The sequence below is a fragment of the Teredinibacter turnerae T7901 genome, from assembly GCF_000023025.1.
Classification (GTDB): Bacteria; Pseudomonadota; Gammaproteobacteria; order Pseudomonadales; family Cellvibrionaceae; genus Teredinibacter; species Teredinibacter turnerae_B.
This window is the reverse complement of record NC_012997.1, coordinates 800346-821775: the sequence shown is the minus strand read 5'-3', so window position 1 is coordinate 821775 and position 21430 is coordinate 800346. Positions and strand designations below refer to the sequence as shown.

General features: G+C 55.5%; 12 protein-coding genes and 1 pseudogene. 5 read left to right on the top strand and 8 right to left on the bottom strand.

Translation table 11 applies throughout. The annotated features are described in order from the left end of the window. The first annotated feature begins 53 nt into the window (after positions 1-53). Positions 54-416 carry a hypothetical protein gene (locus tag TERTU_RS03395; protein ID WP_015816944.1) on the top strand — a complete coding sequence of 121 codons (363 nt, stop codon included), beginning with the start codon at positions 54-56 and terminating at the stop codon, positions 414-416. A gap of 15 nt (positions 417-431) precedes the next feature. Beyond that, positions 432-992 (top strand): rhomboid family intramembrane serine protease, encoded by a 561-nt coding sequence (locus tag TERTU_RS03390; RefSeq protein ID WP_015817544.1) that lies wholly within the window; start codon positions 432-434, stop codon positions 990-992. A gap of 132 nt (positions 993-1124) precedes the next feature. On the opposite strand, the gene TERTU_RS03385 is transcribed toward TERTU_RS03390, so the two are convergent. Together TERTU_RS03385 and TERTU_RS03380 are read right to left on the bottom strand one after the other, a co-directional pair. Beyond that, positions 1125-4223 (bottom strand): efflux RND transporter permease subunit, encoded by a 3099-nt coding sequence (locus tag TERTU_RS03385; protein ID WP_015820142.1) that lies wholly within the window; start codon positions 4221-4223, stop codon positions 1125-1127. 15 nt (positions 4224-4238) lie between these two features. Next, positions 4239-5300: an efflux RND transporter periplasmic adaptor subunit gene (locus tag TERTU_RS03380; RefSeq protein WP_015817589.1), complete on the bottom strand. Its 1062-nt coding sequence runs from the start codon at positions 5298-5300 to the stop codon at positions 4239-4241. A gap of 105 nt (positions 5301-5405) precedes the next feature. On the opposite strand from TERTU_RS03380, the gene TERTU_RS03375 reads away from it, so the two are divergent. Then, positions 5406-6410 carry a hypothetical protein gene (locus TERTU_RS03375; RefSeq protein ID WP_015818929.1) on the top strand — a complete coding sequence of 335 codons (1005 nt, stop codon included), beginning with the start codon at positions 5406-5408 and terminating at the stop codon, positions 6408-6410. A gap of 94 nt (positions 6411-6504) precedes the next feature. On the opposite strand, the gene pbpC is transcribed toward TERTU_RS03375, so the two are convergent. From pbpC to TERTU_RS03360, 3 genes and pseudogenes are all read right to left on the bottom strand, one after another. Beyond that, the gene (pbpC, locus tag TERTU_RS03370; RefSeq protein ID WP_015820468.1) at positions 6505-8868 is read right to left on the bottom strand and encodes a penicillin-binding protein 1C; all 2364 of its coding nucleotides are present in this window, start codon (positions 8866-8868) and stop codon (positions 6505-6507) included. A gap of 7 nt (positions 8869-8875) precedes the next feature. Then, entirely contained in the window at positions 8876-13903 is a 5028-nt protein-coding gene (locus TERTU_RS03365) for an alpha-2-macroglobulin family protein (RefSeq protein ID WP_015818845.1), read from the bottom strand. A 295-nt stretch (positions 13904-14198) separates the two neighbouring features. After that, positions 14199-15675 (bottom strand): annotated as a pseudogene (locus TERTU_RS03360) (FMN-binding glutamate synthase family protein). A 104-nt stretch (positions 15676-15779) separates the two neighbouring features. On the opposite strand from TERTU_RS03360, the gene tcdA reads away from it, so the two are divergent. Beyond that, positions 15780-16574 (top strand): tRNA cyclic N6-threonylcarbamoyladenosine(37) synthase TcdA, encoded by a 795-nt coding sequence (gene tcdA / locus TERTU_RS03355; protein ID WP_015818474.1) that lies wholly within the window; start codon positions 15780-15782, stop codon positions 16572-16574. Here tcdA and TERTU_RS03350 read toward each other — a convergent pair. The 3 genes from TERTU_RS03350 to TERTU_RS03340 form a co-directional block, all read right to left on the bottom strand. Next, positions 16556-17326, bottom strand: coding sequence for a TatD family hydrolase (locus tag TERTU_RS03350; protein ID WP_015819692.1), 771 nt, complete (start codon positions 17324-17326; stop codon positions 16556-16558). The genes tcdA and TERTU_RS03350 overlap by 19 nt on opposite strands. A 106-nt stretch (positions 17327-17432) precedes the next feature. Next, positions 17433-17975: a DUF3833 domain-containing protein gene (locus TERTU_RS03345; RefSeq protein WP_015816816.1), complete on the bottom strand. Its 543-nt coding sequence runs from the start codon at positions 17973-17975 to the stop codon at positions 17433-17435. An 89-nt stretch (positions 17976-18064) separates the two neighbouring features. Further along, positions 18065-19660 (bottom strand): methyl-accepting chemotaxis protein, encoded by a 1596-nt coding sequence (locus TERTU_RS03340; RefSeq protein ID WP_015819270.1) that lies wholly within the window; start codon positions 19658-19660, stop codon positions 18065-18067. A gap of 166 nt (positions 19661-19826) precedes the next feature. On the opposite strand from TERTU_RS03340, the gene TERTU_RS03335 reads away from it, so the two are divergent. Next, positions 19827-21374: an alpha-N-arabinofuranosidase gene (locus TERTU_RS03335; protein ID WP_015820327.1), complete on the top strand. Its 1548-nt coding sequence runs from the start codon at positions 19827-19829 to the stop codon at positions 21372-21374. The last annotated feature ends 56 nt before the right edge of the window (positions 21375-21430 follow it).

Here is a 21430-nt window from a genome sequence, read left to right as displayed (position 1 = left end):
AATTTAGCTCAAAACCCATTCGCAGACGACGTTATTTCCACCAAGGAGATTTCATGAAAAGCTTTGTTCCCGCCGCCCTGACCTCCCGTGCTGCCCAGTTATCGGTATTTCGCCTGAATGCAATCATCAGTTTAGCCAGCGCATTCGTGCTGGCTGCTCTGTTTGGTGAGTTCTGGTTAGTTGCGCTCGGTGCGGTAGTGGCAGCAGGAAACTGGTTAGGCGAGACTTATGGCGAAATACCCGTGTTTATTGCGGCCACGGTGCCCATCAGCCTGATGATTTGGGTAATCTCCAGTTTCTTTGGCTTCTGCCAGTTCCAACCTGGTGCCGCCCTGTTCAGCCTCACAGGCTTTGCCCTTATCAAGCAGGCGATAGAGCACTTCAACCGTTTACAGTCGCCCTGCTGCCAGCAATAGAACAGGCGGGCTTTTGTGGATAACCGTTTTAGTCTGCTCGTATCTCTGGTCGCACTGCTGGTAGGTGTACACGTCGTCAATATGCTAACCAATGGCTGGTTGCTGCAATTCGGCATTCAGCCCGGCAACCCGGCTACCCTGCCCTATATTTTTACCGCACCGTTTATTCATGGCGACTGGGCACACCTCACCAATAATTTATTCGGTTTGCTGGTGTTCAGTTTGCTCTGCATGCTGCGGGGGCGTTCTTTCTACCTGATGTCCAGCCTGTTTATTATTGTCGTCACTGGGGTGCTGGTGTGGTTTTTCGGGCGCCCGGCAACCCACGTGGGAGCGTCTGGCTGGATCTTCGGGTTGTGGAGTTTATCGATCGCGATGGCCTGGTTTGAACGCAAGTTTGTGAATATTCTCATCGCGGTGTTTGTATTGTTTTTCTATGGCGGGATGGTATTTGGCGTACTGCCAAGAGACCCTCATGTTTCTTTTGAGTCCCATCTGTTTGGCGCACTGGCGGGTATTGCTTGCGCCTATGTCATGACGCGACCTAAGCACCGCCGCCAGATTCGCCGCAGCTAAGCGTTTACCTCAGCTAGCCATTTACCGCAGCTACCCGTTTACAAACGCCAGCCCGGCAGAAAGCCTGAATTAGCCAAAGAGCCCGAGTTGCACAGGCTCATTTGGCTAAAACGCCAACACTCAGCAAGACGGCTACTCACCAAGCTCATCTTTCAATTGGGCTTGAACCTTACCGGGCGAGCCCGCGTATTTTGCCAACAGATCGTACATAACCGGAATCAAAAACAAGCTAAATACTGTTGCCGCTGTTACCCCAAAAAACAGGGTAATTCCCAGCACCTGCCGGGTTTCAGCGCCCGCCCCGAAAGAGAGAATCAAGGGAATAGAACCGACTACCGTTGTAAGGCTGGTCATTACAATTGGGCGTAAACGCACGGCACTGGCCTCCAGTACCGCCTCGCGGATTGACTGACCTTCGTCACGCAGCTGATTCGCAAACTCCACGATCAAAATGCCGTTTTTGGTTGCCAGGCCAATCAGCATGATTAACCCGATCTGGCTGTACAAATTAAACGTGCCCGCCGTTACCCATAAACCGAACAAGCCACCTGCAACCGCCAAAGGTACGGTGAACATGATCACCATTGGACTGATGTAACTCTCAAACTGTGCAGCGAGCACCAGAAACATCACCAGGATGCCCAAGCCAAATGCGAACAACATAGAGTCGCCAGAGAATTTGAAATCCTGTGATTGCCCTTTGTAATCGATAGCCACTTTCGCTGGCAGCTCCCGCTTGACTAGATCCTCGAGATATTCCAACGCTTCACCCAGCGAATAGCCCTCCGCCAAGTCGGCTTCCAGAGTGATTGCACGGGTGCGGTTGTAGCGGTTGAGGCTGGTGGCAACGGCGAACTCTTCGAGTTTCACCAGGTTCGCCAGCGGGATAAGCTCTCGGCTACGATCGGATCGCACATAAATATTGTTGATATCGGTCGGGCTGTTATTTTGATAGCGCTCACCTTCGATCAACACATCGTATTCTTCGCCCTCATCAATAAACGTGGTAACGCGTTTGCGGCCCAGCATTGACTCCAGAGTACGGCCAATTGTCTGCACGCTCACCCCCAGCTCGGCGGCACGTGCATAGTCGATAACCACCTGGATCTGCGGATTGGAATCTTTGTAGTCGGTATCGACACCCAGCAGTTTCGGGTTTTCCTCGGCAATTTTCTCCAGCAGAATATCCTGCCACTGTGCCAGTTCTTCGTAGGTGCCGCCGCCGATAACAAATTGCACCGGCTTGGCGACGCGCGAACCAATCCCCTGTCGCATCACGGAAAACGCACGCACACCCGGTAGATCGGCAAGCTTGGTGTTCACCTCGTCCATAATTTCCTGCGCGGAGCGGCGCTGATCCCAGCCGTTGAGGGTCACAATAACAATGCCGGAATTAAAACTGGATATTGATCCCCAGGCACGCGGCGCGCGCACCAGTACACGCTGCGCTTCGCCGCTCTCCGCGAGCGGTAACATGCGCTGTTCTATCTCATCCATGTAATCTTTCATGTATTGATAGCTGGCGCCTTCCGGGCCGTTCACCAACACAAAAAATGCGCCGCGGTCTTCTTTGGGGGCAAATTCGGAAGGGATGCGCGAAACCATAAACACGCAACCGACGATCAGCAGGGCGAATGCGAACAGCACTTTGCCAGGGTTAGTCACACACCGGTTAATCGCGCCGCTGTAGGACACCTGCATGCGCGCGAATGTACGGTCGACCGCACGTAAAATTTTATTGTTGTTATCGGATTTCTTAAGCACCTTCGACGCCAGAACCGCAGAAAGCGTGAGGGCCACCAGACTGGAAAACACCACCGCCGCCGACATCGTCAGCGCAAACTCGGAAAACAAGCGCCCCAAGTCCCCTTGCAATACGGCAATCGGGGCAAACACCGCCACCAAAACCAGGGTAGTTGCCACCACCGCAAAACCCACCTGACGAGTACCGCGATAGGCGGCGACCAGGGCCGATTCGTTGTAGGTTTCCATGCGACGGTGAATATTTTCGAGCACCACGATTGCATCATCGACCACCAGCCCGATGGCCAGCACCAGCGCGAGCAACGTCAGCAGGTTGACCGTGAACCCCCAGAGCGCGAGCAAAATAAACGTGGCGATCAGCGAGACGGGAACCGTCACCGCAGGAACCAGCATCGCGCGCGCGCTGCCGAGAAAAACATAAATCACCAGAATGACCAGCACGATGGCAATCGCCAGCGTTTTGTAAACTTCTGCCACCGCCTGTTCAATAAAAACGGAGGAATCGTAGCTTTGGCGAATTTCCATTCCATTGGGCAGGTTTTGATTAATGCGTTCGGCCAGCGCTTTCGCGCCGCGCGCTACGTCTATGGTATTGGCTGTGGACTGTTTGCTCACGCCAATGCCGACCATCGCCTCGCCGTTACCCCGGAAAAACGTCCGGCTTTCTTCGGTGCCTTTTTCTACCCGCGCCACATCGCGCAAGCGAATTAAATGGCCGTCCTCGCCGCGCCCCAACACCAACTGCGAGAAATCGTCGGCGGAGCGAAAACTGCGCTGGGTGCGGATCGTAAACTGGCGCTCGTCAGATTCGACACTACCCGCCGGTAACTCGACGTTTTCCGAGCGCAAGGCGGATTCAATATCTGCGACCGTCAATTTGTGCGCGGCCAGTTGCACGCGGTCAACCCACACACGCATGGCGTAACGCTGGCTGCCACCCACGCGCGCACGCGCGACGCCATCCACGGTAGAAAAACGGTCGATTAAATAGCGCTCGGCATAATCGGTGAGTTCCGGTACCGACATATTCGGGCTCGTGAGGTTAAGCCACATAATTACGTCTTCGTTGGAATCCACTTTGCGCACATCGGGAATATCGGCCTCTTGCGGCAGATCGTCGAGGATGCGCGACACCCGCGCGCGAATATCGTTGGTCGCCGATTCAATATCGCGACCAATATCGAATTCCACATCAATACTGGAGCGCCCGTCCTGGCTCGAGCTTTGAATAAACTTAATGCCCTCAATACCGGCAATGCGGTCTTCGATAAGCTGGGTAATACGCGTTTCCACAACGCTGGCCGCAGCACCGGGGTAGGAGGTGTTGATCGACACCACGGGCGGATCAATATCCGGATACTCCCGCAGCGGCAAACGTTCGAACGCAAGAATGCCGAACGCCACCAATAAAAAAGAAATGACCGATGCAAACACCGGGCGTTTGATACTGACATCTGAAAGAATCATCGCACTGGCTCCCGGTTATTGCGCTAGCAATTGCGGCAATCGCTCACCGTTATTGCTCACCCCGGAAATTTTTACTTCCACCCCAGGGCGCAGTTTCATGCCACCGTGAACAACCACCTGATCACCCGCGTTGAGGCCCGATACTATTTCCACTTCACCGGGGCGGCGCACGCCCAAAGCGACATCGCGCTTGGCAACTAGGGTGCGCTCACCATCGTGTTCAATCACAAATACGTGCGCCTGGCGGCCCACCTGAATAATGGCTTCTTCGGAGATCATCATCGCCTCGCGTTGCGGCTGGCTCAGCAACACTGTCATTAGCAGGCCGGGACGCAACTTGCCTTCCGGGTTTTCAATTATCGCGCGCGCCACCAGCGACCGGGTAACCGGGTCTACGCGCGAATCGATGCCCACCAGCTTGCCGTTAAACGCCTGATCGCGCAGCGCTGTCGCCCGCGCCACCACTGGCATGCCCACACGTAAATCGGCCAGATAAATGGACGGCACGGTCATATCCAGTTTCATCACACTGTCGTCGTCGAGCGTGGTTATCACATCGCCCGGGCGCACCAGCGCACCCACACTGATATTACGCAGCCCCACCACACCGTCAAACGGCGCAATCAACAGGCGGTCCTGCAAACGCGACTGCACTGCGCGCAACTGCGCTTCGGCGGCGTCCACCAGCACTTTTTGCTGGTCCAACTGCGCCGCCGTGGCGACTTTGTCTTTTTCCAGCGCTTTAAAGCGGCCGTACTGCCGCTCCGCTTCGTCCAGGGTCGCCATCGCCTGCTTTAACTGCGCGTGCTCTTCGGCGCTCGTCATTTCCACCAGCACATCTCCGGCCTGCACGCGCTGATTATCGTTGAAGTGAATTGCGGTAATCGATTCCGTCACGCTGGACGAAAGCACCGTGGATTCATTTGCCTTGAGCGTGCCTAAGGCTTCAATCGTCTCTTCAATTGAAATCGTTTTAACGTCTTGAATAAACACCGGCAAGGGGCCGCGCTGTGCGAAAACCGAGAGCGGGATCAGCAACGTGATAAGGCTTAGTGCTTTCAGTGTTAGGTGACTCATGGATTAATCCTGTATTTGAATAAGATCGAAAAAGCGAAGTGGCATCCCGTGAACTAGGCTCTAAATACACGTTAGTTACCCGTTGCACGAGGCGCTCAGGTTTCTATGGCGACCGCACATTTTCAGCAAAACTCGGCATTTCGCATTAGCGCGTCGGAACTGCCAGGCCAGGTGGTGGCGCACACCGAACAGGGCCGCCACGTTTTTCACTGCTGCAACATTAACGGCAGTGGTTGTATTATTTTTCCCCGCAACCTGCAGCGCACAGACCCGAAAGTATTTTTCCAACTGGAGGAATTCGCCAGCGTTAACAATTTACGTTTGCTGGAAGAAAGACGAAGCGTACATACACCTGTAGGTAGAAACAAGCGCCGCCCCTGGTTACCCGTACTGCTGCTTACCATTACCGCAAGTACGGCTTTTGCCGAACCTCTGCCCGCGACCTACTGGCATAACTCCGTTGGATTAACCAACACACATGACGCAGAGAGTGCGGCGGACCTTGAAGTGCTGCAACAGTTTGCTCGCCTCCCGGAGGAGATTCCTGCTCCCACAGCAGAGAGCAGCGCCATTCTTAAAATTCTTGAGCAACACTTCCAGCCGCAAGTAGACGACCCCTTTACCCTGCAACAAGAGTTCGGCAAGCTCGCAGGGTACTACGCGCAATTTCCGCCGGTGGTTCAGCTGTTACAAAATCTTGCTTCCGAACGCTGGAAAATAAAATACGAGAGACGCAGCTTTCGCACTGAGGTAACCGGCAGCGCAATGAAAGTGGAGGAAGCGACGGTTTTCTTCGATCCGCAGTTTGGTGCGCGCCTTAAATTCCAGTCGTCCTGCCGAGAAAAAATACCCTATTGCGTGGCATCGCCAGCCGACGCCTTACTGCACGAAATGCTTCACCTGAAAACCATGTTATTGAATACCAGCGAGTATATCGCCAGCGGTGGCATGGGAGGGTTAATTTATCCGTTTGAACACGAGCGTAAAACCATCGAGATGGAAAATGAGCTGTATCGGGCGATGACAGATGTTGATGGGCAACCCCGCCCCATCCGCAGTGGGCATACGGGACGCTATGTGATGGTCGCCTGCGCCACCTGTATCGAATAAACCTTATATCGATAGGGGGCATTTAAATAGACCTTATAATTTAAATAGACCTTATATAGGTTACGCTATTTTTAACATGGAATAACGAACCCCCTTACTCCACACGCACCCACACTTGGTCGGTATTGCCGACATCATCTATCACCAGAATCTGGTGCTCACCAGCGCTGTCTAATTCCACGGCCAGCGCTGCCACGCTTGCCGCCGAGCGGTAGTATTGGCCATCCAGATACCAGTGCCGGTCGCCGCTGCCGCCAACAGCCGCAAGCGTCAGGCGAGGGTTGGCACCACCCACACCAGCGCGGCGATAACGTGCAGAAGCGTCTATCCCGGTAATGCGAACGGGGCTGTCCAGATCCAGTGTCGTAACACATGCACGCGACCAGTCCGGTAGTTGGCGCGCACGCCGCCATTGTGGCGCCACCCAGGGTTCACTCATTAGGGGCCAGAGCGCAACTTTAGTTTTTCTCGCCTCACTAAATTGCGTACCGCAGCCACTGTGGACCCGATTACCCGCACTATCGAGCCAAATAACACGCGGATTAACCGCTTCGCTTTGCTCGTCCCAGAGGGTCGGCGGCACTGTGCCATTAATTACCAGGGCATCCCGTGTGGCATGACACTGTGCCGCTGGCGTATCTGCCACACGCCGCCCCAGCGGCCAGCAGACAGACTCGTCTGTTACCCCTGTCGGACGTGGCAGGGGTTCACGCGCACCGGGCAGCATATCCGCAATACCGTGCAGCAGCGGGCCCGCGCTCGCGCGTCCACTGGCACCGGGCAACGGAGTGCCATCCGGCCTGCCAAACCACACCCCAATCGTATAGTGACGCCCCACCCCGAGCGCCCAGCTGTCGCGAAAGCCATAGCTGGTGCCGGTTTTCCACGCCAACGTTGCGCCCTTGGCCAGGGCGGAGGAATAGCGCAGACCATTCGGTGGCGGAATATCCGCAAGAATTTTTTGGATGACCCAGGCCGCCTGGGGCGACATCAGGTAGCGGGGTACAGCCGCGTTCTCGGCTGCGAGATAGCGCGGGGCAGTAACCAGCCCCCCATTGGCGAGACTGCCGTAAGCGGCCACCAGCGATTCCAGGCTCAGCCCCGCGCCACCGAGAATCACCGCCAGATTGGCTTTGTCGCCCGGTATCGCCAACGGCACCCCAGCATTTGCCAGGCGCGCAACAAAGTTCGCCGGGCCATAATGGTCGAGCAGGCCCACCGCCGGAATATTCAGTGATCTCTGCAGCGCTTCGGCGGCACTGACCGGGCCGCTAAAACCCCCGCTGAAGTTGCCGGGTCGGTAATCCTGCCAGTGGCGCGGCGCATCGACCAACAGTGACTCGGAATGGATCAGCCCCTCGTCCAGCGCCAGACCATACAAAAAGGGTTTAAGCGTACTGCCGGGAGAGCGGATTGCAGTCACCATATCCACATGGCCGTAGCGCTGTGGGCTGGCGAAATCTGCGGTGCCCACATAAGCCAGAATACGCTGGGTTTTATTTTCCATCACCAGTGCCGCAGCGGACGATTTTTCCGCCTGCTGCACCACATAACTCTTGAGATAGGTTTCCAGGCTGCGCTGTAAATCGCCGTCAATGGTGGTGTTTATGCGCTGCCATTGAGGGTGCGCCTGTGCCAGACGCCGCGCCAGCAGCGGTGCATGTTGCTCCGGGGTATGGCGCACGCCGTAAACAGTTTCCAGCTTGGCTTGAGCAATATCCTCTGGTGACCATTCGCCAAAGGCTTGCAGCCGGTCGAGCACTTTGTCTCTGGCGCGCTCTGCTGCGAGCGGGTGAATGTCCGGGCGCAGCCGCGTGGGCGACTGGGGCAGTACCGCCATCAGTGCCGCTTCCGCCCGGGTCAGTTCGCGCGCCGGCTTCCCCAAATAGGTGTAACTCGCCGCCTGCACCCCTTCGATGGTGCCGCCGAAGGGCGCAATATTGCAGTAGAGTTCGAGGATTTGGCTTTTCGAGAGGTGCCATTCAAGCTGGAACGTGCGCAACACTTGATACAACTTGCCTGCCAGGCTGCGGCTGTGCGGGTGCAGCAGGCGCGCGACCTGCATAGACAAGGTCGAGCCACCTGAAATCACCCGGCCTTGGGTCAGATTAAGCCAGGTGGCGCGGATCAAAGCGAGCAGGTCCACCCCCGGGTGATGCCAGAAGCGCCGGTCTTCGTAGTTAAGCAGCGCGTCCAAATAGTAGGGCGAGACTTCATTGAGGCTGACACGGTAGCGCCAAATCCCTTGCGCGTCGGCAAACGAGCGCAGCGGGCGACCATCGCGGTCGTACACCACTTGTGCGTAGAATCCACTGGCAGCGGAGGGCAGTGCCAGCGGAAAGCAGCGGTCGAGAATCCACAAACAGGCAACCAGCAGGCTGCAGCCAGCCGCGACCAACAGAATGCGCGGGCGCCGCCGGGTGCGTGGCTGGCGCTGTTTGTGGTTGCTCTTAGCCATCACTGGATCAGGGCGTGACTTCGATCTGCTCAATATCGCCGCCCAGGCTGTGAATTTCCGGGCGGTACATATCCTCCACACTCGCCGGAGGAACACGGTAAACACCGGGGGTTACTGCACGCACAACGAAGAACACGGAGGCGGTGCGATAGCCGCGGTAATCCAGCGCCGCGACAAAACGGTCGTCGCGAAACTCCCGGTGTTTCATATCGGTATTTTTTTGCAGTTCACTTAACCGCTTTCCGTCGATACGCAATTGTTCAAAGTCCAGCGCACGGTTGAGGTTTTCATTTTCCAGCTCAAGCCCCGCAGGCAGCAGGTTAACGACAAGTGCATCTGCCACCCGCTGCCGACCGGAAATTTCCAGCGCAACTAGCAGCCGCTCGCCGGTTTTGAGTGTGCTTGGGGTAACCGCTTCACCGTCGAGGGTGTACCAGCTGCGCGCGATAGTAATCCCGTCGCTCACCGGTTCTGGCGGTTCAGCGCCATAACCGGAAACAGTCGCGGTAGCGTAGAGCGGGCCATCGTGCCGGGACGCGAATGCAAACCCCTGCGCCGCGCGTTCGCCACGCAGCAGCGTCGCCCAGGTGGATTCCGACTCCAACATCTGGGGCGCACTGGCAGGCGCCGTCCACTCACCGCGCCAGCCGACTGTTACTTGGTTTTTCAGCGCCATCCCTGCCATAAACAGTGCGTAGCGCTCCTGGGTACTGAGCCAGCGCCGCGCCGCGAGGGCATCACGGAGCTCAACACTGAAATCGAGCACCTGGGAGCGATACTCTGGCGCCGATTCCGCAGCGAGCAAATAAATTGCCATCCCCAGGTCGCGCATGCGACTGCCGTAATCACCCCAGTAATGGTACTCGCCGTCAAAATGGGTAAACGCTGTGGCGATAGCGCGCTGCGCGGTGGTGGTGTCTCCCATACGCTGCAGGGCCAGGCCCAAATGCAACTGGGCATAACCACTTTGCGCCGCATTAAAATCCCGGCGATACAGATTGCGCAGCACGCCCAGCGGCGCTCGTTTTAACCCACTCAGCACATAGGCCGCATAGGCACGGGTGGCAAAGGCGTAATGCGCTGGCTCGCTGGACCAGCGCTGGCCGACAAAGCTGCCCGAGCCGCGAATGTAACTTTCCAGGCGTTTTAACGCATTTTCCAGCTGCGCCTGAGGTACATCCAACCCCTGTTCGCGGGCATGGAGCAGGAAATCTGTGGCGTACACGGTCAACCAGTGCGACTCCTCAGAGCCGGAACTCCACAGGCCGAAGGAGCCGTTGCTGCGCTGAAAACTGAACAGGCGGTCGATGGCCTTTTGCAAACGCGCCAGGCGCTCGGCATCCGCCAGCGGCTGCATCGCAAAAGCGGCCTGTTGCTCTTCGGTGGCAAACAACAATGGCCAGGCGCGGCTGGTGGTTTGTTCGAGACAGCCGTAGGGATAGGCGAGCAAATTGCGCAGTTGTTCACCGAGATTTAAATTTACCGTGGGCGACACGCTGACACCCACTTCGAGGGTATCGAGAATGATCCCGGAAAAATCCTCCGCCGCGAGCTGCAAGCTTTCACCCGTTTCCAACACGCGCTCCACTTTGCGGGTTACCGCGGGATAGGCCGGGCGCACGCCGAGATGCCAAGCCCGCGAAAAGTCGGTGATGCCAGCGCCCTGCACTGCCACAGAAATTTCTCCCGCACCGCTGTAACCCACCGCGCGCACGGGGAGTGTCAGGGTCGTGCGTTGCCCGGGCGCAAGCAACAGGCTGTGGCTGTCACTTTGGGATGATTGCTGGGGCAATTGTTGAGATATGTGCTGAGACGATGGTGGTTCAGACGGCGAATCCAGCTCGAGTGGTTGGCTCACTCCCAGCGTGACCCGAATCGACTGTTGTTGCTCTGTGTTGTTGCGCAGATCCAGCGCCAGTTCAGCCCGATCACCCAGCGCCAAAAATCGCGGCATCGCCATTTCGGCAATAATCGGTGCGCTTACCGTCACTTCCTGCTCAGCACTGCCGAACTGATCATCGTTAAACGCCAGGGCCATCACCCGCAGGCGGCCATTAAAATCCGGCAAAGGCAACGCAACCTGCGCATTGCCCTCGGCATCCAGCGCAACCGGCCCTTGGAACAGCGAAACAATCTGCACATCACTTTGCGGCTGTTTTCCACCGCGCGCCAGATCCGCATCGCCACCAAATCGCTGTTTTGCCTGCTGGGCATCCTGCAGTTCAATCACGTCCGCGAACATATCGCGGGCATCCACACTGTAGCGGCGTTGCCCGAAGAAATAGTCAAAGGCATCCGGGGTGGCAAAATCGCTGATATTCAAAACACCGACATCCACTGCGGCGACGGTTACCTGTGCAGACGCGGGGCCACGAGTACCGCTCGCGCTGTCGAGATGGACCCGCACCGGCAGGGTTGTCGCGGGCAATACGGTGTCCGGCGTGTCGATGGCGATATCGAGTCGGCGGGGTTCCCGGTCCAGCGGCAAATAAATTAACCCCAGTGCGCGCTTGGGTGTCTGGCGGATTTTTTTTGCCGAAGGCTGCAACAGCAATGCACTGATGTAAATGTCGTGGCTGTCCCAGGCCGCATCGACAGGAATCTCCAGTTCCGCCCCTGCTTTATCCACCGTAATTTTTTTGCTCCAGAGGGGCACATCACTTTCGACCAGCACCAGCACTTCACCAGCCGCAGGCGGCAGAATTTTTAACCGCGCCACGTCGCCGGGCGCATAGGCAGGCTTGTCCAATGCGAGGGTGACTTTATCCGGCCGCGCGGCCACCTGATCGCGGGCGTTGGTCCAGTCGTAGTACCAGTTGTATCCGGCAAAAAAGCGCACGCTGGTTTTTACCCCGCTATCGCTGTCGGTCACTTCCAACCGATAATTTCCCCACTCCACGGGAAAACTGACCGTAGCGACGCCGTCCACGGACGTTGAGACAGGCTCACTCGCCACCGGAAATTCTTTTTCCGACCAGTTCCAGTGCCAACCGCGATGATTGCTGTATTCCCAAAAATACTGGCGGTCTTCTTTTATCAGGGTGGCTTTTAATGCGGCAGAGGCGAAGCGCTCGCCCTGTGCGTTCACCAGCACCACATCGAAGGCCGCATTGCTGCCGGAAGCGGGATTAGTATCGCCAAATTGCGGGCGCACACCGGGCTGTTTCGCATTGGGCCAGAATAAAAAGCTGTGCGCGCGGGTTACCGGTCGCCCGCCGGATTCATAAAGGTTACCCACCACGCGAATTTCCAGTGGCGACTGTGCTTTGCGCCACAAGTTGGGCAGCGTAATTTCGGCCTTGCCGTTGCCATCCAGCACTACTGGCTCCACGTCTTCCTGACGAGTAAAGGCCGTGTCGTTGAGATCGCCAAATTGAAAGCCGTCGAGATCTTTAAGTGGCGAGCGCCAGTGGGAGATTTGCACCAGCCCGTCAAATTTATTACCCGCCGCAGGCGCGCCGTAAAGATATTCACCCAGTACCGGCAATGTCGCCGTCGCCCCGGGCGAACTGAGCAGACTGCGTTTTGCGCCCTCTGCCAGCGTAAGCTTCATTCGCTCCGGCAGAAATTCTTCCACATTAAACGCGTAGACCACCGGTTTCTGCAGCATGCCTTTTACCACCAGTTCCCACTTGCCGGTGGGCGCGTTGGCGGGCAACACAAAATCGTACTGATAATACCCCTGACTCTGTGCCTGCCAGCGAAAACGCTTTACCACACTGCGCTGCGGGTTGTGTAACTCGGCATTTAACACCGGGGTTTGGCCAAGGCGGCCGTCGTGGTTGCGCAGCAATGCGCTGAAGGTCGCCGCTTCGCCGGGACGGTATAGATCCCGCGGGCCATAAATAAACAACTCGTTCGCCAACTGTGGGCGCGCGCCTAAATCGAATTCCGACAGATCCAACGCGGGGCGGCGCAGATCCAACAGGGTTACCTGGCTTTTCGAACGCGCCACCAGCACCTGCGCGTTGTCAAGCGTACCGGTAAAACTGGCCACACCGTCCGGTGTGGTTGTTGCGGATTCGATAACCCGGTTTTCGTTATCGAGAATTTCCAACTCGACGCCAGATAAGGCCGCAGCCGAGGTTAAACTGCTCGCGTGAACATCAAGTTGGTTGTGATAGTGCCGCAGATGCAGGCCGATGTCGGTTATCGTAAACCAGGTAATTTGCAGATCGCTGTAGTCGCCAGCGGGGCGCATAATGGCGAGGTATAAACCCGCTTTCTGCAATGCGTCTATGCGTTGAATGGCCAGATCCCGTTTGCTGCGCGTATTTTTTTCCACCGCCAGATCGAAGCGCCCGCTGTAGGCAAGTTCGCCTAGGGATTTCAGATTGCGTGCGTACCAGCTCTGGCGACCGTTGCGACGCACGTTCATCATAAACTCGCTGATGTTTGCATCGCTCACCCGAAAAAAATCCACATCAACCGCAGCAATGTTTACGCTCACCACGGGCAACCCGGAGCCGTAGCCGACCGGCAGCACCATCCCGTCGGAGTCAAAATTTACCGACGGCTGCAGACGCCGGGTTTTGATGGTGGCACTGGCGGCAGCCAATAGCTGGCCACCGTTTTGCGTGCGCAATCCGGGGCTGACTTTTACCTGGTAGGTCTGGTTGGGTTCTGCCTGCATAAACCACGCGAGCTTGCGCTTGTCACCCAACACCCAGGCACCGGCAACAGGTTCTCCATTCACATCGGTCACTGAAAAATAGGGCTGAATATCCCGCGCGGTATCCAGAGGCGTGGAAAAAGTGACCGCCAAACCGTTTTTCCCGTCTTTGTCCCGCTCAGAAATGTCCAATACCGTAAGCGCGGTGCTCTGATCGCCGGGCATCGACTCAGCGGGCGCGGGCGCTTCGGCCATCGGATTTGCCGCAACCGGCTCAGGCGACGCGGGTGGCTCGTCATGAGCAATGGCAAGGTCAGCGGATTGAGGCACAGGTGAGGGCGTCGATGGATTCGTACCCGTATCGGGACTGCACGCAACCAGCACACACATCAGGGAAAACAACAGCGGGGTAAAACGAGACATGGGGCATCCTTGAAAATTTTTGTGTATTTCTCTTGGCTTTCTTGTGCTTGTGGCTTTCTTGGAACTTAGCGTTCAACCAGAAGTTGACCAGGGACGGCACTGCGCAGGCAAGGCCGCAACTGAAGCGATAACACGACTTTAACGCCGGAATCTGGCTAGCGGCAGACAGCAATATGACAAATTATGGCAAACGCACGCGCAGGCAAGAATACCGTATGAGTGCGTGATCTGTATGAATTGAGCAGCAAGAGGCGGCTGCCAACCAGCCGCGCAGGGGATTCCGACGCAACGGAACCTAAATGGGAAAGATTTCGTTAAGCGGTTTGGACAATCCGTTTTCGGTGACCAGGCGCACATGGTGGCGCCCGAGATCCTTCGGCTGACGCACGCCACAGGAATGCGCAATCATCTCCACATCGTGCACCATCTGGCGGTGATAATTCGCTACACGATTCGTTTTATCTGTGGGATCGAGCCCTTTTTGTAAACGCGGGTTGTGAGTGGTTACGCCCGTAGGGCAGGTATTTTTATGGCATTGCAAGGCCTGCACACAGCCGAGCGCGAACATAAAACCACGCGCGGAAACCACAACATCTGCGCCGGTTGCCAGCGCCTGCGCCACAAATGCAGGGGTGATCAATTTGCCGGAAGAAATTACCCCAAATACGGTCTTTCAGGCTGTATTTGTAGAGGGTATCCACCACCAACGGCAAACTCTCGCGCAACGGCAAACCCACATAATCCATCAAGGGTTGAGGCGCGGCGCCGGTACCACCGTCCGCACTGTCGACGGTAATAAAATCCGGCGCCGATTCAACGCCGCGACTCACCACGGTTTGACACAGTTCGGCAATCCATTCCGGGCTGCCGACGACCAATTTAAATCCGGTAGGTTTTCCGGTAATGCGCCGAATGTGTTCGACCATATCCAGCAGCGATGCGGTATCGACAATTTCCGGGTGGCGGTTGGGGCTGATGCTCGCCTCGCCCGGTTTTATCCCGCGTATTTCGGCAATTTCCTCGGTCACCTTGTCTGCGGGTAAAATTCCGCCTTTGCCCGGCTTCGCGCCTTGGCTCAGTTTGATCTCGAACATTTTGACATTGGGCCTGGCGGCAAGCGCGCGGAGTTTTTCCTCGCTCAGTTTGCCGTGCTCATCCCGCACGCCGTATTTGGCGGTGCCGATTTGCACCACCAGATCGCAACCACTTTGCAAGTGAAACTGTGAGGTACCGCCCTCCCCGGTATTCATCCAGCAGCCCGCTTTGGCCGCGCCGTTTGCCAGTGCGGTTACCGCCGGGCGCGACAAGGCACCGTAACTCATCCCGGAAATATTAAAAAATGACGGGGCCTCGTAGGGGCTTGGGCAATGGGGGCCGAACAATATTGGGGTGGACGGACTTTTCTCTTCTTCGAGAACCGCGAATACGGAGTTCATAAAATGCGGCGAACCTACGCGATCATCCAACCGGGTGGAACCGAAAGCCACGTTAGTGGAAACCCCTTTTGCCGCTCGATACACCCACGAGCGCAGTGCGCGGTTAAACGGCATTTCCTCGCGGTCCATGGCAAAAAAATACTGCCGGAAAAATTCACCTAAGTGCTCGAATAAATAGCGAAACCGACCAATTACCGGATAGTTGCGGCGGATGGTGGATTGGGTTTGGGTAACATCCACAAAATAAAAGAATATGCCGGTGGCTATGGCTAAGCCGACAATAAAAATAAGTAAGTAACTGAGATAGGCAAAGATATAGTGCAAGCCGGTTTCCATGAAAGCGCCACCTAAAATTAATGAGGCGGCATTATAGCCCTTTTTCGTAAATGCGAGGTTCGGTACACTTGGGGCCCATTTCACCTGGTACAGCAGCTTTTCCGATGACACTTTCCCCCGACTATCTCGCCCGTTTTGGCGGCATCGCCCGTTTGTATGGCAAGAGCGCGCTCGAGGCGTTGCATCAGGCCCATATGATGGTAGTGGGGCTTGGTGGCGTGGGTACCTGGGCGGCCGAAGCCCTGGCCCGTTCTGGCGTGGGCACACTAACGCTTATTGAGTTAGACGATGTCTGCGTGACCAACACCAACCGCCAATTGCATGCATTGACCGGTGTGGTCGGTCAGCCGAAAATTCAGGTGATGGCCGAACGATTGCGCGCGATCAATCCAGAAATTCAGCTGCACTTACGCCATGACTTTCTGACCCAGAAAAACGTGGCCGAACTGGTCACAGAAGAACACCATGTGGTGGTGGATGCAATTGATTCCGTGGCGGTGAAAGCGGCCCTTGCGGCGTTTTGCAGTTACCACAAAAAGTGGCTGGTGATGTCCGGGGCGTCGGGCGGCAAGCGCGACCCAACCCGCATTTTGATTGACGACTTGGGCAGAACCCAGGCGGACCCGATGCTCGCCAAAGTGCGCAGCCTGTTATATCGCCACTATAATTTTGCCAAAAATAAAAATCGTAAATTCCGGATCGACGCGGTTTACTCCGCAGAACCCATGGTTTTCCCCCAGGCCGACGGTTCCGTATGTGGCAATAAAAAATCGCTACAGGACGGCACCAAGCTGGATTGCGCGGGCGGGTTTGGCTCCGCCACCATGGTCACTGGCAGTTTTGGTTTTGCCGCCGCAAATCGCGCAATTGAACGTTACCTTCAAACCTGGAACAAATGACGAAAATTCTCGCGGGTAATGCGCGCGAGAACATCCGGCGAGTCATCCCGCAATTCGGCAAGCGCTTGTAAAATATCGGGTAAAACCAGCGGGCTGTTGCGCTCGCCCTGCTTGCCTGCCAGGGGCATATCGGGCGCATCCGTTTCCAGCAACAGGGCCTCTGCCGGTAAACGCGTTACCGCATCGCGGGTTTTTGCCGCGCGTTCGTAAGTAATCACACCACCAATCCCCAGATAGAAACCGCGTTTCCACAAATCCATACCTTGCTGGTAACTGCCAGTAAAGGCATGAACAACGCCTCGCGCGTTGGGAAAACGTTTCAGCGATTGCAGCAGCGGATTGTGAGATTTAACGCTGTGCAAAATAACCGGCTTATCGAATCGGTCTGCCAGAGTCAGTTGCTGTTCGAGTACCTGTTGCTGCATTGCCATTGCGCGATCAATATTTGCGTCCAGGCCACACTCCCCAACCGCGACACAATCGTCATGAACAAGATACTCCTCAAGCTTGACAAGCTCGCCAGTCACATCCTTATCTGTCCAATTCGCTTCTATCCACCAGGGGTGTATACCCACAGCAAACAGGAGCTGCTCTTCGGCGTTCACCAGTTCGACTACCTTTGGCCATTGTTCGGCAGCAACACCGGGCACCAAGATGCGCTCAATATTGAGGTCGCGGCACCGCGCCAGAATAAAATCCCGATCATTATCAAAGGCTGCAAAATCGAGATGGCAGTGGGAGTCAACTAGCATGGTTTTTGAACACTAACAGAGTGAGAATGGCAAATTGTGCCACAGACGGGTTATACGCGGGCACAGAGAAACCCGCGTTACTATTTTTTGTTTAGTGGCCCCAGGACTACTGTTTGGTAATCACCAGGGTAACGTAACCGACTTCAAACCCCCACTTGGTCATCACACTCTCGTTAAGTAGCGTGGTGTCGTTTACCAGGTACATTCGATCATCAACCTTTACATTTAACGATTTACCTTTGTAAGGTATGGTGAGCGTGTAACGCATAAACAGCGCGTTACCGGAAGTCGCCAGGCGCGATTTCCCGACCACATCGTTTGCACTGGCCTCGAAGCTGCCATCCGCATTGGGAACCAGTGTCCATACTCTTTTTTGTTTTTCGCCATCGTTAAATACAAAGGATTCATCTAAGGTGCCGACGCCGTCTGCAGACCAACTGGCAGCAATATCGGCGTTAAAATAGCGAATGATTTTTCCCGATCGGTTTTTAACGATGCCATGCGCGGTTAGAGGCCCATCAAAAAAATCTTTGGCGTTAAGCTCAGGGCTGTTACCAGCATAATCATCCAGCTTGACCGAACTGCAACCCGACATTAACACCAGAATTAAAGTTACGAAGGCCCAATGTTTCCAGGTGTGTATATTCATCCTGCTCTCTCATTAAGGGTTTGGGGAATATACGGATCAGTCAGCCACCGGGTTCAGTGGCTGACGCTAAATGAGAGAATAAAGCAGGATTACACTTTTAAACTGGTGACTGTTTCGTTAAGGCGTTTGATGTCGCGATTAATACCAGACGCGTGAGATCGCACATTCGAGGCAACTTGCGTTGTTTCCGACGCGGCAGCCGACACGCTGGTGATATTACTGTCGATATCTGCCGCAACGTGGGACTGCTCCGAGGCAGCCGTGGCAATTAAAGTGCTCATTTGCTGAATATTGGAGACCGCATCCACAATGCGTTTGAGTGCATCGTTGGCGGTGCTCATTTGGCTGGAACTTTCCTGCGCAGAGCTGGTGCTCTTTTGCACGACATCTACCGCTTTGGTGGTTTGGTTTTGCAGGCGTTCGATAATCGCCTGAATTTCTTCGGTCGACGATTGGGTTTTTTGTGCAAGGGTACGCACCTCATCCGCCACCACGGCAAAACCACGACCTTGTTCGCCCGCACGGGCGGCTTCTATAGCCGCATTAAGTGCCAACAAATTCGTTTGCTCGGCAATACCCGTAATCACCGTGAGTACCTGGCCGATCTGCTGCGAATCCCGATTCAACTCTTCCATCACCCCCACCGCAGAGGTGAGGCTTGAATTCATAGTCACGATGTTGGCGTAGGAACCGTCCACAATACGATAGCCGTTATCCGCCGCTTCACTGGCGTTTTCTGCATTTGCGGCGGCCTCTTCCGCATGGCCTGCCACTTCGTTCACCGTGGCAGACATCTGGTTCATCGCCGTCGCCACCTGTTCCAACTCTTTATTCTGCGTATTGACATAGCTCTCCGCAGACTCTGCCTCGCGCATCAGTGCGCTGGCCTGCCCCGCAATATTCGATGCCAGCTCCTTAACGCCATTCACAATATGGCCGACCTGCTCCACCATGCGATTGTAGGCGTTGAACATATCCCCCACTTCGTTTTCGCTGGTACTTTCATTAATGGTTTCGCTGAAATCCCCGTGCGCAACTTTTAGCAATTTGTCGCGCAATAAATTGATTTGGTCCATCAGCCAGTACATTCCCAAAAACTGGCTGACCGCAGCAACCAGAATCACGACAATGGACAACACAATGCTCAGTATTTGCTGCGCCTGTAACTCGCTGTTTAGGTCGCGCGCCATCATCTCTACAGCCTGATTCATCTCTTTTAAAATGGCGATACTTTCAGCCTGAAGCGCAGGTAACACGGACGCATCTTTAGATGCGACATAGGTGCGAATCGCAATTTTGTAATTCTCCCACAAGCCGTCAACAACCTTGAGCTGATCGAATATTTTTACCGTCTGCGGCGCGAGAATTCCATTTTCCGGGCTGCCGTACAACAAGCGATTGTGGGATTGCTCAAACAGCTCGATAGTTTGTTCCAGCGCACTTTTATCCATGGCTTGCTGGGTAACCAGCAGTGCTTCTTTTGCCAGGCGCTGGCTAAGCATGCGCTGCCTGCCCGCGATATTTACCGTGTCCGCGCTGGCCTGCATGGTCATGTACAGCGAAAAAGTTGATGCTACCGTACAGGCGATAATCACCAGAAACCCGATAGTGAACTGACGGCCAATACTGCGAATACCAAGGCTGCGCAACACTGAATTTAAAAGGTAGGCGAGCGAGTAGCGCATGAGGTTTAAATACTCCTGTTTGCGATATTCTTAAATTCCGGCGTAAAACCCCGGCCGGGTCATAACAGTATAGGCAGAATAATGCTACTGAGAGATTTGTAGATATCCGCGCCGACACTGTTAGACTGTGTCGGCAAGAACTAACAAAAATAAACAGGAAACGTCCATGAAATTTGTATCGACTGCGGCAGCTATCGCTGTCGCGCTTGCGACCGTCTCGGTGCACTCAGCAACCACAGTTACTATCGAGACCAACGCTCCAGGCGCGGTAATCCACCGCAATATATATGGTCAGTTTATGGAGCACCTGGGGCGCGGAATCTACGAGGGTATCTGGGTGGGGGAAGACTCGGATATCCCCAATACCAAGGGTTACCGCAAAGATGTAGTAAAAGCGCTGAAAGAGTTACAGGTTCCACTACTGCGCTGGCCCGGCGGCTGCTTCGCCGATGAGTACCATTGGCAGGACGGTATCGGCCCGCGCGACAAACGCAAAAAAACCGTCAATACCACCTGGGGCGGCGTTATCGACGACAACCGCTTCGGTACCCATGAATTTATGGAATTTGCCGAAATGCTCGGCGCTGAGGTTTACATCAACGGCAACCTGGGCACCGGCACGCCTCAGGAAATGGCGGCCTGGCTGGAGTATATGACCTCCGACAGCGACTCGACCCTCGCCAACCTGCGCCGAGCCAATGGTCGCAAACAACCGTGGAAGGTGGATTATTTCGCGGTTGGCAACGAGAGCTGGGGTTGCGGCGGCACTATGCGTCCTGAGTATTACGCCGACCTGTACAAACACTACGCCACATTCTTAAAGACGCCCGCCGATAACCAGCCGGTGATGATCGCCAGCGGTGGCCACACCGAAATAACCGACTGGACTCGCACCCTGCTGGAGCAAGTGCCGGATGTCTGGAGCGTGCGCATGCAGGCGATCAGCCACCACTATTACACCCTGCCCACCGGCGACTGGGAGACCCACGGCAAGGCGTTGAATTTCCCCGCCAGTGAGTGGTTTTCCACTATGTGGCAAACACTGCGCATGGAAACCTTCATAAAAGAGAATATCGCGATTATGGATGAGCTGGACCCGGACAATAAGGTCGGGTTCTACGTGGACGAATGGGGTACCTGGTTTGATGCAGAAGAAGGGGATAACCCGGGGTTTTTATACCAACAGAACAGCCTGCGCGATGCCTTGGTTGCCGCGCTGAACCTCAACCTGTTCCACAAGTACGCGCGACGGATACAGATGACCAACATCGCACAGATGGTCAATGTGTTGCAGGCGATGATTCTAACCGACAAAGAGAAGATGGTGCTTACCCCAACCTACCACGTGTTCAAGATGTACATCCCGTTCCAGGATGCCACCTCTCTGCCAGTAGAGCTTAAAGACGCGCCTGTGCTCACTCAGGGCGATAAGTCCATCCCGGCCATCAGTGCGTCTGCGGCAATTGCCAAAGACGGCAACACCTACCTGGCACTGGCCAATACCGACCCGGACAAGGTTCAGGAAATTGTGCTGGATGCGGGCAAACTACGCTCCGCCAGTGGCGAGCTGTTAACTGCAGATGCCATGGATGCGCACAACACCTTTGCCAAACCCAATGCGCTGGTACCTACCCCGTACAAGGTAAAAGCGAAAGACGGCAGACTGACAATCAAGCTACCGGCGAAATCGGTGATGGTTGTTAGATTAAAGTAAGCTTGGAAACCTGAGCCTAGACCTAAAACGCCAGCCCACTAAAGCTGGCGTTTTTA